Source organism: Erythrobacter sp. QSSC1-22B (assembly GCF_001678665.1).
In the GTDB taxonomy this organism is placed as follows: domain Bacteria; phylum Pseudomonadota; class Alphaproteobacteria; order Sphingomonadales; family Sphingomonadaceae; genus Qipengyuania.
This window is the reverse complement of the sequence record NZ_LZRP01000011.1, coordinates 59,813-73,795: the sequence shown is the minus strand read 5'-3', so window position 1 is coordinate 73,795 and position 13,983 is coordinate 59,813. Positions and strand designations below refer to the sequence as shown.

At 58.7% G+C, this 13,983-nt stretch carries 14 protein-coding genes and 1 pseudogene; 11 read left to right on the top strand and 4 right to left on the bottom strand.

Annotated features, from left to right (window positions below; all coding sequences use genetic code 11):
• Both A9995_RS14605 and A9995_RS17565 read right to left on the bottom strand, forming a co-directional pair.
• Window positions 1-219, bottom strand: a 219-nt coding sequence (locus A9995_RS14605; RefSeq protein WP_199797218.1) for a glutathione S-transferase N-terminal domain-containing protein, incomplete at its 3' end; no start/stop codon positions are given.
• 93 nt (window positions 220-312) lie between these two features.
• Window positions 313-438 carry a hypothetical protein gene (locus tag A9995_RS17565; RefSeq protein WP_255360164.1) on the bottom strand — a complete coding sequence of 42 codons (126 nt, stop codon included), beginning with the start codon at window positions 436-438 and terminating at the stop codon, window positions 313-315.
• Between the two features lie 599 nt (window positions 439-1,037).
• Between A9995_RS17565 and A9995_RS14600 the strand changes: the two genes are divergently transcribed.
• From A9995_RS14600 to A9995_RS14585, 5 genes are all read left to right on the top strand, one after another.
• Window positions 1,038-3,230, top strand: a complete 2,193-nt coding sequence (locus A9995_RS14600) for a TonB-dependent siderophore receptor (RefSeq protein ID WP_168157414.1) — start codon at window positions 1,038-1,040, stop codon at window positions 3,228-3,230.
• A gap of 199 nt (window positions 3,231-3,429) precedes the next feature.
• Window positions 3,430-3,564, top strand: a complete 135-nt coding sequence (locus tag A9995_RS17560) for a hypothetical protein (RefSeq protein ID WP_255360162.1) — start codon at window positions 3,430-3,432, stop codon at window positions 3,562-3,564.
• A 16-nt stretch (window positions 3,565-3,580) separates the two neighbouring features.
• Window positions 3,581-5,149: a PepSY domain-containing protein gene (locus tag A9995_RS14590; protein ID WP_082992775.1), complete on the top strand. Its 1,569-nt coding sequence runs from the start codon at window positions 3,581-3,583 to the stop codon at window positions 5,147-5,149.
• Window positions 5,146-5,454, top strand: coding sequence for a DUF3325 family protein (locus tag A9995_RS17690; RefSeq protein ID WP_082992774.1), 309 nt, complete (start codon window positions 5,146-5,148; stop codon window positions 5,452-5,454). Before A9995_RS14590 ends, A9995_RS17690 begins: the two co-directional genes overlap by 4 nt.
• A gap of 150 nt (window positions 5,455-5,604) precedes the next feature.
• Complete coding sequence (locus A9995_RS14585; RefSeq protein WP_145916987.1) at window positions 5,605-6,333, top strand: hypothetical protein; 729 nt, start codon at window positions 5,605-5,607, stop codon at window positions 6,331-6,333.
• Window positions 6,334-6,556: 223 nt separating this feature from the next.
• Here A9995_RS14585 and A9995_RS14580 read toward each other — a convergent pair whose 3' ends face one another.
• Both A9995_RS14580 and A9995_RS14575 read right to left on the bottom strand, forming a co-directional pair.
• On the bottom strand, window positions 6,557-7,813 hold the full coding sequence (locus A9995_RS14580; protein WP_145916986.1) for a PepSY domain-containing protein: 1,257 nt from the start codon (window positions 7,811-7,813) through the stop codon (window positions 6,557-6,559).
• On the bottom strand, window positions 7,813-9,930 hold the full coding sequence (locus tag A9995_RS14575) for a TonB-dependent siderophore receptor (protein WP_082992773.1): 2,118 nt from the start codon (window positions 9,928-9,930) through the stop codon (window positions 7,813-7,815). The genes A9995_RS14580 and A9995_RS14575 overlap by 1 nt, the downstream gene beginning before the upstream one ends.
• Window positions 9,931-10,453: 523 nt before the next feature.
• Here A9995_RS14575 and A9995_RS14570 point away from each other — a divergent pair.
• The 6 genes and pseudogenes from A9995_RS14570 to A9995_RS14555 all read left to right on the top strand — a co-directional run bounded on the left by A9995_RS14570 (window position 10,454) and on the right by A9995_RS14555 (window position 13,938).
• Complete coding sequence (locus A9995_RS14570) at window positions 10,454-10,846, top strand: Fur family transcriptional regulator (RefSeq protein ID WP_067614322.1); 393 nt, start codon at window positions 10,454-10,456, stop codon at window positions 10,844-10,846.
• Window positions 10,847-10,909: 63 nt separating this feature from the next.
• Window positions 10,910-11,391: pseudogene (locus A9995_RS17685) on the top strand (GTP-binding protein); the annotation flags it as partial.
• Window positions 11,386-11,871, top strand: a complete 486-nt coding sequence (locus A9995_RS17680; RefSeq protein ID WP_369815861.1) for a GTP-binding protein — start codon at window positions 11,386-11,388, stop codon at window positions 11,869-11,871. The pseudogene A9995_RS17685 and the gene A9995_RS17680, both read left to right, overlap by 6 nt.
• Window positions 11,868-12,932, top strand: a complete 1,065-nt coding sequence (locus A9995_RS14560) for a WD40 repeat domain-containing protein (RefSeq protein ID WP_067614321.1) — start codon at window positions 11,868-11,870, stop codon at window positions 12,930-12,932. Before A9995_RS17680 ends, A9995_RS14560 begins: the two co-directional genes overlap by 4 nt.
• Window positions 12,929-13,138, top strand: coding sequence for a DUF1289 domain-containing protein (locus A9995_RS16215; protein ID WP_082992772.1), 210 nt, complete (start codon window positions 12,929-12,931; stop codon window positions 13,136-13,138). The genes A9995_RS14560 and A9995_RS16215 overlap by 4 nt, the downstream gene beginning before the upstream one ends.
• Complete coding sequence (locus A9995_RS14555) at window positions 13,135-13,938, top strand: nickel permease (protein WP_067614316.1); 804 nt, start codon at window positions 13,135-13,137, stop codon at window positions 13,936-13,938. Before A9995_RS16215 ends, A9995_RS14555 begins: the two co-directional genes overlap by 4 nt.
• The last annotated feature ends 45 nt before the right edge of the window (window positions 13,939-13,983 follow it).

Genomic DNA, 13,983 nt, shown 5'->3' with positions numbered 1-13,983 from the left:
AGCCAGGTATACGAGAATGGCTTGAGAGTCGCGCAGCAGAACATCGCCATCGACCAGCACAGGTATCTCCCCGAACGGGTTCCGAGCTATGAAGTCCTTGGTCCTGTGCTCGCCGTCGAGGAAGGCAACTGGACGCAGAGTGTAGGGTTGTCCGATCAGCGCGAGGAATAGCCGGACCTTGTAGCAATTTCCGGACAGTTCGAGATCATAGAGTTGCATAAATCAAACCACTTTTTTGGATTGTCCCGAACGATCGGTACATAGTTTCTGCGTGGATGTCGAGAGGGCATGGTCAGAGCGAACGCAACGCGTTCAGGTCGAGCGGAAAAACCCGGACACTCGGCCGTGGTCAAACCAAGTGGCACGGCGGATATCCTTCACCACCGCTTCCGCAGGAGCCTTGGCGCGCGATTTTGTATTGGAGGGTTTGGGTCTCATCTTCGTTCCTTCGTCACTACGACGAGACCCAAACCCTCCTTAAATCACAACCTCAAATCTGTGCCATAGGTGCTGACGGCGGACAGATGTCGATAATCTCTTCGATACGGCGAGCCAGCGTGAGCGGCTGATGTTCCTCCCCAACCGAGCTGCACCGAAAGCATCGGTCCGCGAATTTCGTGACCGAAACCGTCATTTGAACGTCGGCATCACCTTGAAGCGCAGCTTCGGCGGCGCGAACCGCAACCGGACCGATAGCAGTTAACCCCGGCGGTGCTTGAAGTGCGCGAGGTTGCACGGGCGCGCTAACCGATCTCCGACGACCGCAACTGGGCCGATAGCTGCCTGTCTGGATTCACGAAGAAACCCATCAATCCTGCCATTCGGCCATCGGGAATCACATGCAGCGTTGAAGCTGGGCAATCTGCACTGACCGTTCAATGCACCAACGCCATTGACCAGGCGGCATGGTGCGACCCAGGCTCGCACCGAATCCGACGTCAACGACACCTGAACTACGATGCAATACTGTTATTGACTTGCATTCGCAATTGCACCAACGGTTCATCCGAAATCTGAATAACACTCTTTGGGGCAATATGACGAACTACCATTTAACCACGTCAATCACTGCAATGGCTATCGCGTGCCTGACGCTCCTGCCGAACGTGGCTCTAGCCCAAGCCAATTCCGATCCGGATTCCGAGACTGCAGAAAGGGCGAGCGCAGGCCGGGATGACACTGGCTCCGATAAGGCTATCGTTGTCGTTGGTGAGCGCGAATCCGGCTACACGTCGACGACGCAATCCGGTGGGACATTCGGCGAGCAGAGCATCTTTGATTCTCCTTTTTCGGTCACCGTCATTCCGCAAGAAGTGTTGCTGGATCAGCAGGTCCGTGCGCTTGGTGATATCGCCCGCAATGATCCATCGACCATTGTCAGCACGCCGCCCGGTTTCAATGATACCGTGAATGTCCGTGGCTACAATCTTGACAATTCGACCAGCTATCGGCGCGAAGGCTTGATCTTCCAGAACCAGGTGCAAAGCCCGTTTGAGAATAAGGCCGCGGTCGAAATCATCAAAGGCCCGACCTCGGTGCGCTATGGTTTCACGCCCCCCGGCGGCGTAATCAACTACATCCTCAAGCGGCCGACCGACACACCCTACCGCTTCATCCAGGCTTTCGGTGACAGCATCGGCTCGGCCGGTGTCCATGTTGATCTCGGCGGTCGCGTTAGTGACCAAGTGGGCTTCCGCGTAAATGCGGTCGTTTCGCACGAGGCCAGCTTTGTCGAGGGCGTTTCCGGCCCTCGACACATGTTGAGCGCCTTTGTCGAGTGGACTCCGAATGACCGGCTCACATTCGATTTTGAAGGCGAATATCAATATCGCGAATTGGAGCAGCAGGCGACAATCTCGGTTGGCTCCTTTGCGCGCAGTCTTACGGCGGAAGAGCGGCGAAATCTGGTCGAGGCATTCGACCAGACGACTTTCATCGGGCAGAGCTGGGGAACCTATCCGACCTCCAATTTTATCGGCTCGGTCGGTGCTCGATACGAGATTTCCGAAAATTGGCAGGTCCAAGCGCGGATACAAAAAATGCGGCTTGTTCGCGACCAGCAGGCTGCGGGTATCGGGTTTGGCACACTCCAGGCGAACGGCGATTTCGAATCGGAAATTTTCTTCGACCCTGCGCAGGTGCGCGACCCGCTATCCGCTGAAATATTCGTAACGGGTGCATTCGATACGCTCGGGGTTGGTCACGAGATCGCGTTTGGGGCATCTGTCAGCCGCAACCCGCTCCGTTTCTCGCTTGGAGGCGATTGCTGTTTGACAGCTGGGATTTCCAATATCTTCAATCCCGTCGACCTGCCTTTGCCGCCCGCCACTGCTACCCCGACGGTCGATGCGTTGCGATTCAACCAGGATGCGGTTTTCGTTTCGGACCTCATCTCGCTCACCGATGAGTTCAAGCTGTTCGGAGCGCTGCGCTGGACCAGACAGGAAACGATAGACCGGTTCAATGCGACGGAAACCCTCGAAACCACGTATGAAGACGATGTCTTCGTGCCTAATGTCGGCGTTCTGTTCACCCCGGCAGACAATCTGACATTTTATGGAAGTTACTCCGAAGGCGTAACTGCGGGGCGGCAGATTCCTTCCAGCGCTGCTAATTTCGGTCTGGATAGCGATGCGTTTCTCGAGCCGACAGCCACACAACAGTTCGAAGTGGGGATAAAGGCAGAGATTGTTCCCGGTGCGATTATGAGTGCCGCATATTTCGACATCAGTCAGCCACTGGCCACATTCGATGAGAACAATGTTTTCGACTATATCGGCAATCAGGATCACCGCGGCGCGGAAGTAACCCTTACCGGTGAGATTGTTGATGGGCTTAGACTAATCGCTGGCGGGTTGTGGCTTGACCCTGTGATCTCGAATTCCTCGAACCTTGCAATCGACGGCAATAGGCCAGGCGGCGTGCCGGAGTTCCAGTTAAACCTCTTCGCCGATTACGAAGTCCCCTTTGCTGAAGGACTTGCTCTCAATGGCGGGGTATTTTTTACTGACGATCGTTTTGCCAACGACCAGAACACGTTTGAGATCGATGGTTACATAAGGGTCGATCTCGGCATGCGCTACCGCTTCGATGTCGGCTATCAGCGCCTGACCGCGAGATTGAATGTCAGAAATCTGCTGGACAAAGATTTTGTCGAGGGCACCGCGTTCGGTGGATTCCTATTCGGTGCCCCGCGCACGGCATTTTTCTCGCTCGCGGCAGAGCTCTAGGCCAATGAGTGTATATCGGGAAACATCTCCTTCTGCCTTGACGGACAGATCCCGGTCCATCGCTCTTGGCGCGGCCCCCGTGTCAATTTGGCGTTTCCTGTCCGGCTTTGGCAGCGGGTATTTCGTGATATCTGGCTTGGTCGCGGTCTTGGGTTCTACTCTGCCGACCATGGGTTTGCCGAAGGGAGAGGCGGTCAGCTTGGGCACGCTGCTCGCGCTGTTCGTGTATGTGCCCATCTGCCTTTTCATGTTTTCGACCACAAGACCATGGCGCGACGGACTGGCGTTGCTGATGGCTGGGATCGGCCTGATCGCGCTAGCGAAGCTAGTTTGACGAGGCGCGCGCGCTTATGATCAGAGCCACCGAAGAGTTCCGCCGGGCAATGAATTGGGCCCACACTTGGCTGGGCGTGGCTCTTGGCGGCGTTCTCTTCGCAGTTTTCTGGATGGGCAGCCTGACGGTATTCGACAGCGAGATCGACCGCTGGATGATCCCCGAAACCCGCGTTGCGCCGAGCGAGCAGGCAGTATCCTATGACCGGCTTCTTGCACTCATGCCCAAGGCTGCCGTGGGAAGCGACTACGTCAACTTCGTCGCTCCCGAGGAGCGCAGCAGGACCGTGACCCTTTTTTACCGCGGAGCTGACGGCACCTTCCACGATTTCCACCTTGATCCAGTTACCGGGCAGGAAATCGGCGTAACCGACAGCCTCGCCGGAACCGGTTTCATTTATCCGTTTCACCATACTCTGACGATTTATTGGGCAAGCCTTGGTATGTGGATTGTCGGCTTTGCCGCGCTTGCCATGCTCATCCTGCTGGTTTCCGGTCTCTACATACATCGCAAAATTATTGCTGAATTCTTTGTGTTTCGCCCCAGGCGTAAGACGCGACGGGCGACGCTCGACCTGCACAACCTTTCATCGTTGGTCGGCCTTCCGTTCTATTTTCTGATCACCTTTTCAGGGCTCCTGACCTTCGGATTCTATTATCTTCCCTGGGGCGTCGCCGAACCATTCGGGGGAGATACCGATGCGCTTTATGCCGAGACCGCGGGAGCTTTCCAACCGGGAGATCGAACCGGGCGCCCAGCGAGCCTCGCTTCGGTCGATGCGATGAAGCAGGAGGCCGAGTCGCTCTGGTCTTCCGAGGAAGGGGTCAAGGTCGAGGCTAACATCATCCGCGTGCTCAATCACGATGACGAGAGCGCCGTCGTCTATTTCCGGAATACCTTTCCAAAGGACCGGGTGGTGTTGAGTGAATATGTCGCAGTGTTCGACGGCGCCTCGGGTAAGCTCCTCCAAAATTTCAGTCTGCCGCCTATCGGTCATGCCTCGGCTTGGGTGCAGGGTGCACATTTTATGCAGTTCGACCACTGGCCGTTGCGCTGGCTTTATTTTCTCGGCGGGTTGGGAGGCTGCGTGATGATCGCCACGGGGCTTTTGTTCTGGCTGAAGAGCCGCGAGGGCAAGCTCGCCGCCAACTCCATCGAATATCGTTTGGTTGAAGCGCTGACTATCGGTTCCGTGACCGGGATCATCGTTGCTACCGGTGCCTTTTTGGTCGCCAACCGCCTTCTGCCGCACGATGCTTTCTTCTTGGGCGAAGGCCGGGCCGAGCTTGAGGTGCAGGTATTTTGGCTCTCGTGGCTAGCCGCCCTTATACATGCTACACTGTTGCGCGATCGCTCTTGGAAGCAACAGTGCCTGCTGATCGCAGCCCTCGCTTTTTCTGCTGTGATGCTCAACGCTCTCACGACTGGTGATCACATTTTCGCTGCTCTTGCGGGTGGCCAATGGGGCGTTGCAGGGATGGACGGGATCCTCATGCTGGCAGCCCTCTCGGCCATCTGGTCAGCAAATAAGCTCGCGTCGAAAACAAATGCCGACAATTTCGCAACCTTGGCGCCAGTAGAATGAGCGAAGCATTGCTAGCTGGTGCTGTTTTGATGGCCTTCCTGGGTTGCGCTTGTCTCGCCCTTTCCCAAGAGCGCCACTGGACTGTTTCGACCGGGAAACCACCAATTTCCGAGCTTGCGCAACGTAATGCAGGCTTGCTGCTTCTAGCAGGCAGCCTGGGTTTATCTGTCGCCCGAGACGGTTTCACCTTTGCCATACTCTTCTGGCCACTTATCGTTGGTGTAGGAGCGATTGCCACGTCAGCTACTTTGACTTGGAGGCCGTGGCTGCTTCGGCCGCTCGCTCTATTATTCAATCGCGCGTAATCTCACCCTGGAACAGCCCTCGTCTTAAAAATTTTCAACTTCAGCCTGTTGAGCAATTCCAGCTAATAACCTAGGAATTTTTCAACGGGGCAATGGCACATGGCCGTTTTGACCCTTTGATCGCTCGGCACTTCGAGAAAGACTACTGCAATGACCTTCAGAGACACTCGTTCAACAATACTTGTCAGCCTCGCAATGGGCCTCACTCTCAGCGCGTGTGGTTCCGCAACGAATCCCGAACCCGACGACAATCAGATGACTGCGGAACCCGCCGGCGACGATACGATGGCCACTTTGCCCGTTCCGCACCGGGTTGCCTTCATGGCCGGCCATGTCACGGCCGGGCTTGCTCTTTACCGCGCCGGGGCTGCAAGCGAAGCCTCGCCTCACCTTCTCCATCCAGTCTCGGAGACGCATGCCGCCGAACGTGTCGGGATTGATGCGCTCGGCTTCGATGCAGCTCCCTTCGAAGCGGTGTCCGCGGCATTGGAAGAAAATCGGCCCGCTGCAGAGGTCGAGCCTATGCTTCAGGCGGCCGAGGCAAATTTGACGCTGGTGCGCCGCAACGCTGGCGGCGATCCCAAGAACATCATCGACTACCTTATGGACACCACCGACGAGGAATATGCCATTGGCGTTCGCGATGGCGTGGTAACTGACGCTGGCGAGTATCAGGACGCCTATGGTTTTGCGGTTGTCGCTCTCGAGACCGCGCAAAGCCTACCTGATGCCACGCGGAGCGGCACGGAAGGTGAACTTCGGGCGCTTGTCGATCTATGGCCAGCAGGGGGGCCGCTCGCGGCTTCTAAGCCTCCTTCGAACAGTGCCGTGACCGCCCAGACTGCACGGGTCCGAGCAGCGCTCGCAGAGTCAAACTGAGTTGCTCGCACCGTCGGTCTCGGCATGCAGCGCATAGCTAAAAACTAACCTTGCGGGCAACCGCACGGGCTTTATTCTCGCCAAAGAGACTTTCTCCACGTGGAGGAACTCTCAGCGCCCCGACCCATGCATTCGCGCATTTTTACCCTCCCCGGGGAATTCGGGACGCAATCGAACGCCCCCGTCCGGCAGACTACCCAGACTTGGCAGAGTTCGCGTCAGTCTAGGGCGCTTGCTGGACCAGAGGCACGAGTAGCGCGAAGCCCACGGCAATAAGTCCGAGCGAAATCCAGCGCCAGTGACCCATGCCGCGCCACATCCCCGCAAAGCTGCGCGAAAGGCGGATATCCGAGCCACGCTCGCGCGCGATCCGTAAAGAGTAGATTGCCGCCCCCGAAACCGCGAGCCCGGTCATGGCGAGACCGAACAGGAACCAGGGAACCTTGGTCCAGTAACCGCCAAAATTTCCGAAATGCAGCGGGTCGGCCATTTCACCGATCCTCTGGTGAAGCCCCATGTCGCGGCCATCGGTAGTGAGCAGCACTTGCGACGAGGTGGGGTCGATCCACACGGCGTTGGCGCGCGGGCGGACCAGCAGCGCCTCGTGATCGCCCTGCAGTTCGAGATAGGGGCTGGCTTCGCGCGGGAACAGCAGTTGCTGTATGCGTAACCCGGGATAGGCTTCGCGCGTCGCCGTGAGCGCAGCCGCCAGATCCGCCACCTCCGGCGCGTGCGCATCACTTCCCTCAACGCTTGTGGCGGCCTCAACCCGCGGTGCGCGCGGCGCGTCGAGCCCGAGGCTTTCGGCGAAATACCAGACGCTGGTGAGAATGATCAGCGCGACGAACCACAGGGACCACACCCCAGCGAGACGATGGAAATCGCCCCACCAGGTGCGGGCATCGCGTTTGCGCAGCGGCTTGGCGAAGCCGCGCCACCATTTCTTGTAGACCATGAAGGAACTGACCAGACTCACCAGCAGCACGAATGCGAGCGAGGAGACGATCGGCACTCCCAGCCAGGTCGGCAGGTTGAGATGGCGGTGCATGTTGCGCAGGATCCGCGCCGCACCAACCCAGGGGCCGACGCCCTGGATCTGGCCCGTTGTCGGATGGGCATGGAGGTAGGCGAGGGTCCCGTCAGGCCGCTCGATCCGCACCCGCGCGGCGAACGCCGAGGCGAGCGGCGCTTCGATCGCCACGGTCTTGCCGATCGCCTCGTGGCGCGCGGCGTTCCGGGCGATCGCCGCCCAGTCCACCGGCCCCTCGACGCTCGCCGGGGCGACGCGCAGGCTGGGTTGGAGCAGCCAGTCAATCTCGTGGCTGACCACCGCCAGCGTGCCTGTGAACAGGATGAAGGTCAGAAACAGGCTGAGCTTGAGCCCGACCCACTGGTGCACCACCCACCAGTTGCGCGCGCGTTTGGGGACACCGGGCTTGCTCCGCTGCAGCGCTTCGATCGCGGCGCCCTCGACGCTCATCAGAAGCGGTAGCCGACCTCGAGGAAGACCGAGCGCGGCGCGCCGGGGAAATGGCCGGTCCGGTCGATGAAGCCCGATGCGGCGTAGGTCGCGTCGAAAAGATTGTCGACGCGCAGCAGCGCCCGCACCGGACCCGTTTCGTAGATCAGCGAAGCGTCGAACACGATATAGTCGTTCACCGGCTGGTCGCTGATGCTGATCCGGTCGGAGACATAATCACCGCCCAGCGCCACCGCCAGACCCTGCGCCGGGAACTGGTAGCGGGTCCAGAAGCCAAGCTGGTGTTCGGGCGCATTGGCAAAGCGATCGCCGATCGCATTGGAAAAGCCGCCGCCGCCGTTGTCGCCGGTAATTCGGGTGTCGTTGTAACCATAGGCCAGCGTCAGCACCCAGTCAGGGGTGATGTCGGCGGCGATGTCGAGTTCGAAGCCCTTGCTGGTGATTTCGCCCAACGAGACGAGATCGTCGACGCCGTCATTTCCGGTGTCGCCGAGCGGATCGGTCTGAAGAATGTTGGTGCGGCGGATCTGGTAGGCGGAGAGTGACGATTGCACCCCACCGTCCATCAGCGCGGTCTTGATTCCGCCCTCGATGATGTCGCCAGAGGTCGGCGCGAAAGGTCCGCCCGCCAGCGGGTTCTGTAATCCAGCGCTCTGCGGCTCGAAGCTAGTGGCATATTGGCCGAACAGCGAGATATCGTCGGTGACCCGGTAGACGCTGCCGAGGCGATAGGTGATTTCCTCATCCTCGAACAAAGTGCCATTTGAATCATCGGTGAAGCTATCGAGCCGCACGCCTCCGGTCAGGATCAGCCGTCCAATAGTGAGTTCGTCGAGCAAATAGACGCCGAAACGCTCGCTCAAGCTTAGCGTCTCGCGGAACGGACCCTGGTTGTAGGTTGCCGGGTCGGACAGTCCGTATTGCGGGTCGAACAGGCTGAGCGGGTTGGGCAGGCCCACGGTGTCGGTGGTCCGCCCACGCAGCGAACGCCCCATGAAGGTGCTGTCGGCCTCATAATAGTCGAGCCCCACCAGCACGCGGTTGGAGAGCGCGCCGCCCAGATCCTCGACCCAGACCGCATTGGTGCCGAAGGACCATGTTTCCTGCTGGCGCATCTGGTCGCGGAATTCGCGGATGGTGGAGTCTATCGTGCCGTCTCCATCGGAATCGAACAGCCCTCGCGGTTCGTGATAGTTTTGCGTTTCGACCGCGTCATTATAGCGCAGCGTAGCGTCGAAACTCAGCCCTGGTAGCGGTTCAGCCTCAACGCGCGCCTGCAGCACGTCGGAGCGCAGGTTGAGGAAATCGCCCGGCTCGTTGTGGTTCCAGCGGCGATCGGTAAGGAATTCGCCATTGTCGTCCACCGGCACCCCACGCAAGCGGTTGGCGTCTAGCTCCTGGTCGTAGCGGGTCGCCTGGAGAATCAGCTTCACCGGCCCCGGCTCCCACGCCACCCCGCCATCGGCAATCAGCGTGCGCGAGGAGGCGTTGAAGCGGAAGGTGCCGCGATCCTCGTAGAACAGCCCAGCGCGCACCGCGACATCGCCACCGAGCGGCGCATTGACTTCGGCCGATCCGCCGAAGCGATCCTCGGTCCCCGCGATCAGCTTAACCTGCCCGTCGAAGCCGCGCTGGTCCGGCTTCTTCGTTATGTAGTTGAACAGCCCGCCCGGCGCGCCTGGACCGTAGAGCATGCCCGCCGGCCCCTTGAGGAATTCGACCCGCTCGACGTTGAACAATTGCGGGACCGAAAAACCGGCATAAGGATCGCCGCGCAACCCGTCGTAGAAAATCTCCTCCTGACGGAAGCCGCGCGCGGTGACGCCGGCATAGCTGAAGAAGCTGACGCCTGAGATGTTGCGATAGAGGTCTTGTGCATCACGCGCCCCCTGATCCTCGATCAGCTGCTCGGTGATCGTGGTGATGACCTGGCTCGATTCGAGCGGCGCGGTGGCGAGCTTGCCGGTGGTGGTCTCCTCGACGCGGTAGAGCTTCTGCGCGCGTCCGCTAACGATGATGGTGCCGTCCCGCTCGGCCTCGGTCGCCACCTCGCCGGGAGAGGTCCCGTCAGGCGTCTCTGCTTCGGCCTGTCCGGCCTCTTGAGCCAGTAGCGGCATGGGCAGAAGGCTACCGGCGAGCAGGACGAACTTCAGACGAGAAAAGACGGAAACAGACACATGACACCTTCATTGCGATTCATTTGCAAAACGCTCTAGAGCTGTTGCAAATGCAAATCAATCGCAAGGAGTGGTCTTCGATGCTCGGCGAAGATAGAAAGGCTATCCCGACTTCAGATGTAAGAGTTGAGCCGACATTCCTGGCCCAATCGGGATCCCGATTGCGGGACCGCCCGCATTCCCAAGCATCAGGTTCACTTTTGCACCCGAAAGGTGCGCGTCAGAGGAATAACCGGACCAGACCACAGAGTGCTTCGCGATGCATTAAGGGACGGACTGGTCGCATAGCCGCTTGAAATGCTGGAACGCATCGTTCAATGAGATGTGACAACATATCTTAGAAAGCCGGATCGTGACAGTTTCGAAGATCCACCAGAAGAGCACTCGAGTTGGCAGGCAATGTAGGGACTGGGAGAGATTCCTTGGACGTGCGTTGTTTGCCTGCGAACGAAGCGGCACAACCATGACACCCCTGCGCAAAGACGTGCTTCACAACCTGTGGAAGGCCGGAGCGCCGATCGGTGCCTACACCCCTGCGTCAAGCTTGAGGGACGACCAGGGGCGCGGCATCGCTGGTCCCAGCGTTTATCGCATACTCAAGCTGTTTTCAGCTGCCGGCCTAGTGCGGCGCGTCGATAGCAAGCACTCCTATTGCCTAATTGGCTTGGTCACCGCTCAAACCGACGTCCTGATGATGTGCGACGATTGCGGTCGAGTGGCCGAAATCAGCGCCGATAAGGTGCGCAACTTGCTGAGCGATTGCAGTGGCTCGGTTGGTTTTCGTCCCTCTTCCCAACCAGTTGAAGTCGCAGGGCGCTGCTTGGACTGCACTCAAGTATACGTGCGCGACAAATAATATCAGTCCGGTTGTCTGCGGTCGCCGGAAGCTATCTCCAATTTTTCATCCGGAGTTCCAGAAATGCCGTCTAAAATCCCAGTTACAGTGCTTACCGGCTACCTTGGCGCTGGTAAAACCACCCTGCTCAATCGCATTCTTTCCGAAGATCATGGAAAAAATATGCTGTGATCGTCAATGAATTCGGTGAAATCGGAATCGACAATGACCTGATCGTCGATGCCGATGAGGAGGTGTTCGAAATGAACAACGGGTGCATCTGCTGCACCGTGCGGGGCGACCTTATTCGTATCATCGAGGGTTTGATGAAGCGCAATGGACAATTCGACGCCATAATCATCGAGACCACCGGTCTCGCCGATCCGGCACCAGTGGCGCAGACCTTCTTCGTCGACGAGGACGTGCAGGCCCGCGCGAGCCTCGACGCTATCGTCACCGTTGTCGATGCCAAGCACATCCTGCTCCGTCTTGACGATAGCCACGAAGCCGAAGAGCAGATTGCGTTTGCCGACATCATTCTGCTCAACAAGACTGATCTAGTGACGCCGCAGGGCCTTGAAGAGGTCAAGCAGCGCATCCGAGCCATCAATAATCAAGCGCGGCTTTTCGAGACCATCAATGCGCAAATTCCCCTCGATCAGGTGCTTGGCCTGGGGGCTTTCGATCTTGATCGCATTCTTCAGATCGAGCCGGATTTTCTGGGTGAGGATGAGCACGAACACGATGACCAAATTACATCGGTATCATTGCACAGCGAACGGCCGCTCGACCCTGAGAATTTTCACAATTGGATCAGCGAAATCACATCCACGCGTGGACAGGATCTATTGCGCACAAAGGGCATAATCGCTTTTCCCAACGAGCCTAAGCGGTTCGTAGTGCAGGGAGTGCACATGTTGCTGTCGGGCGATCTGCAGGATCGCACATGGAACGAAGGAGAGCCGCGCATCAGCCGGCTAGTGTTTATCGGTCGCAATCTGGATGGTGATGAACTCGCTCGCGAGTTCGCTGCTCTGGCCGCATGATTGCGCTCGAGCAGGACCCGTTGGTCGAACGCCAAGGCCGCAGATTCGACCTCGATGCGAGCGTCACCTCCATCCATTGGGTCGACGATACTGCATGGCTCGCCTGCGGTGACGGCATCGTGCGGCGGATAAGCGTTGAGGGTGACTACAAGCCACTTGCGGCACATCAGGGCGCGATCTTGTCAGCGGCGGCCGACCCGGATGGCGGGGCTCTCCTGACCGGAGGCGATGACGGGAGGGTTTTACGGCTGGCGCGGGACGGCAGTGCAGAGGAGGTAGGGCATTTCGGGCGCTATTGGATCGAGCACCTGGTGGCCAGTCCGAAATCGGGCATCATCGTGGCAGGGGTTGGAAAGGAAGCGGTGGTGTGGCTGCGTGGACAGCGCGATGCTGCACATCGGTTCCAGTTCGCCTCGACCATTGGTGGGCTCGCTCTCGATGGCAAGGGCAAGCGGCTGGCAGCCACCCACTACGGCGGCGCCTCCCTTCTGTTTGCCGCCTCAGCCAGTAGCGGAAATATTGCGCTGAAATGGGCTGGATCACATCTCGGCTGCACCTTGTCAGCCGATGGCAGCTATCTTGTCAGCGCCATGCAGGAAACCGGGCTTCATGGTTGGAAGCTGCCACAGAAGACCGATATCGCAATGCGCGGATACAAAGCAAAAACGCGTTCGTTTTCCTGGAGCCACCGCAATAAATGGCTGGCCACCGGGGGGGATAGCAGCGCCATACTATGGCCATTCGAAGGAAAGACTGGGCCTGTAGGTAAGCGGCCTCTTCTGCTCGGCGCGTCTGAATCACTGGTCACAAAGGTCGCGTTTCACCCTCGTCTCGACTTTCTTGCCGCCGGCTATGCTGATGGTTCAGTTGCCCTTTTGTCGACCGCGGACGATATTTCCATTAACGTCGAAAAGCCGGTCAGCCGGGCAATTTCTGCTCTTTCGTGGCGGGCAGATGGCGCGATGCTAGCTTGGGGCAGCGAACAGGGTAGTGCGGGCCTTCTAGAAGTGGACCCTGTCACGAGGATGGCTCTTGCCCCTTACCGGCAGCAACCTGGATGAGCCGCTCTAAACTGTCCGTCCCAAGTCCGTGCGTGGATGTCTGTATCTTCGACCCCGCGACAAGCTGGTGCATCGGCTGTGGCCGAACCCGCGCCGAGTGCCGGCAATGGCGCAGTGCCCCGCGTAAGGAGCTCCGCGCGCTTCAGGCGCAACTCGTCAAGCGCATGCGAACCCTTCAGACCTCACAATTGTGGACGCAACCATGATCGACCCAACTAGCGTTACCAGCTCTGCGCTGGGCCTTATCTTCTTGCTCGGCCTGCGCCACGGGCTCGACCCAGACCACATCGCGGTGATCGACAACCTTACCTTTCGCGCTGCCGAAGAACGACCTCTCCTCGCGCCATGGACTGGGACGTTTTTCGCCGTCGGACATTCGATCTCTGTAGCGATCGTTGCTCTCGCTGTCTCTTGGCTTGCCGGGCGGTTTGCATGGCCCGAATGGATCGGGGCAGGCGTGGATATTCTGATCTTTGCGCTGCTGGTTCTCGTAGGCACTCTCAACTTGCGCGCGCTTCTCGGGAAAACCGACTACACCCCGGTAGGGTGGCGGCATAAGTTTCTTCCACGCAACCTCGTCGCTTCATCGCACCCAGCCGCCGTGATCGCGATCGGGATGATCTTCGGTTTGGTCTTTGACACAGCTACTCAGGCTGCTGCCTGGGGAACGATTGCAGCAACAGGCGGAGGCGCAACAACCGCTGCGATAATCGCCGGAACCTTCGCGATTGGGATGATCGTAACAGACACGATCGACAGCCAGATTGTCGCACGCCTGCTTCGCGTCGGCGGTGACCCTGCAAAGGTGCGTGGCTATCGTCGTGCGGTAGGTTGGACCATCGTCGGAATGTCATATGGCATGGCCGGATACGCGCTTGTTACTTTGCTCGCGCCCAGCACTGAATTGGCGGACGGTGCGTTCACAGCGATGGGGGTAGCGATGGCAACTACAGTCATTGCATTGCTCTGGATGAACAGACTACGGAGACGGCAAATGCCAAGCTGAATGTCGATATTAGGCGAGCGGGGTTTTATCTTCTGAGCAGGATCA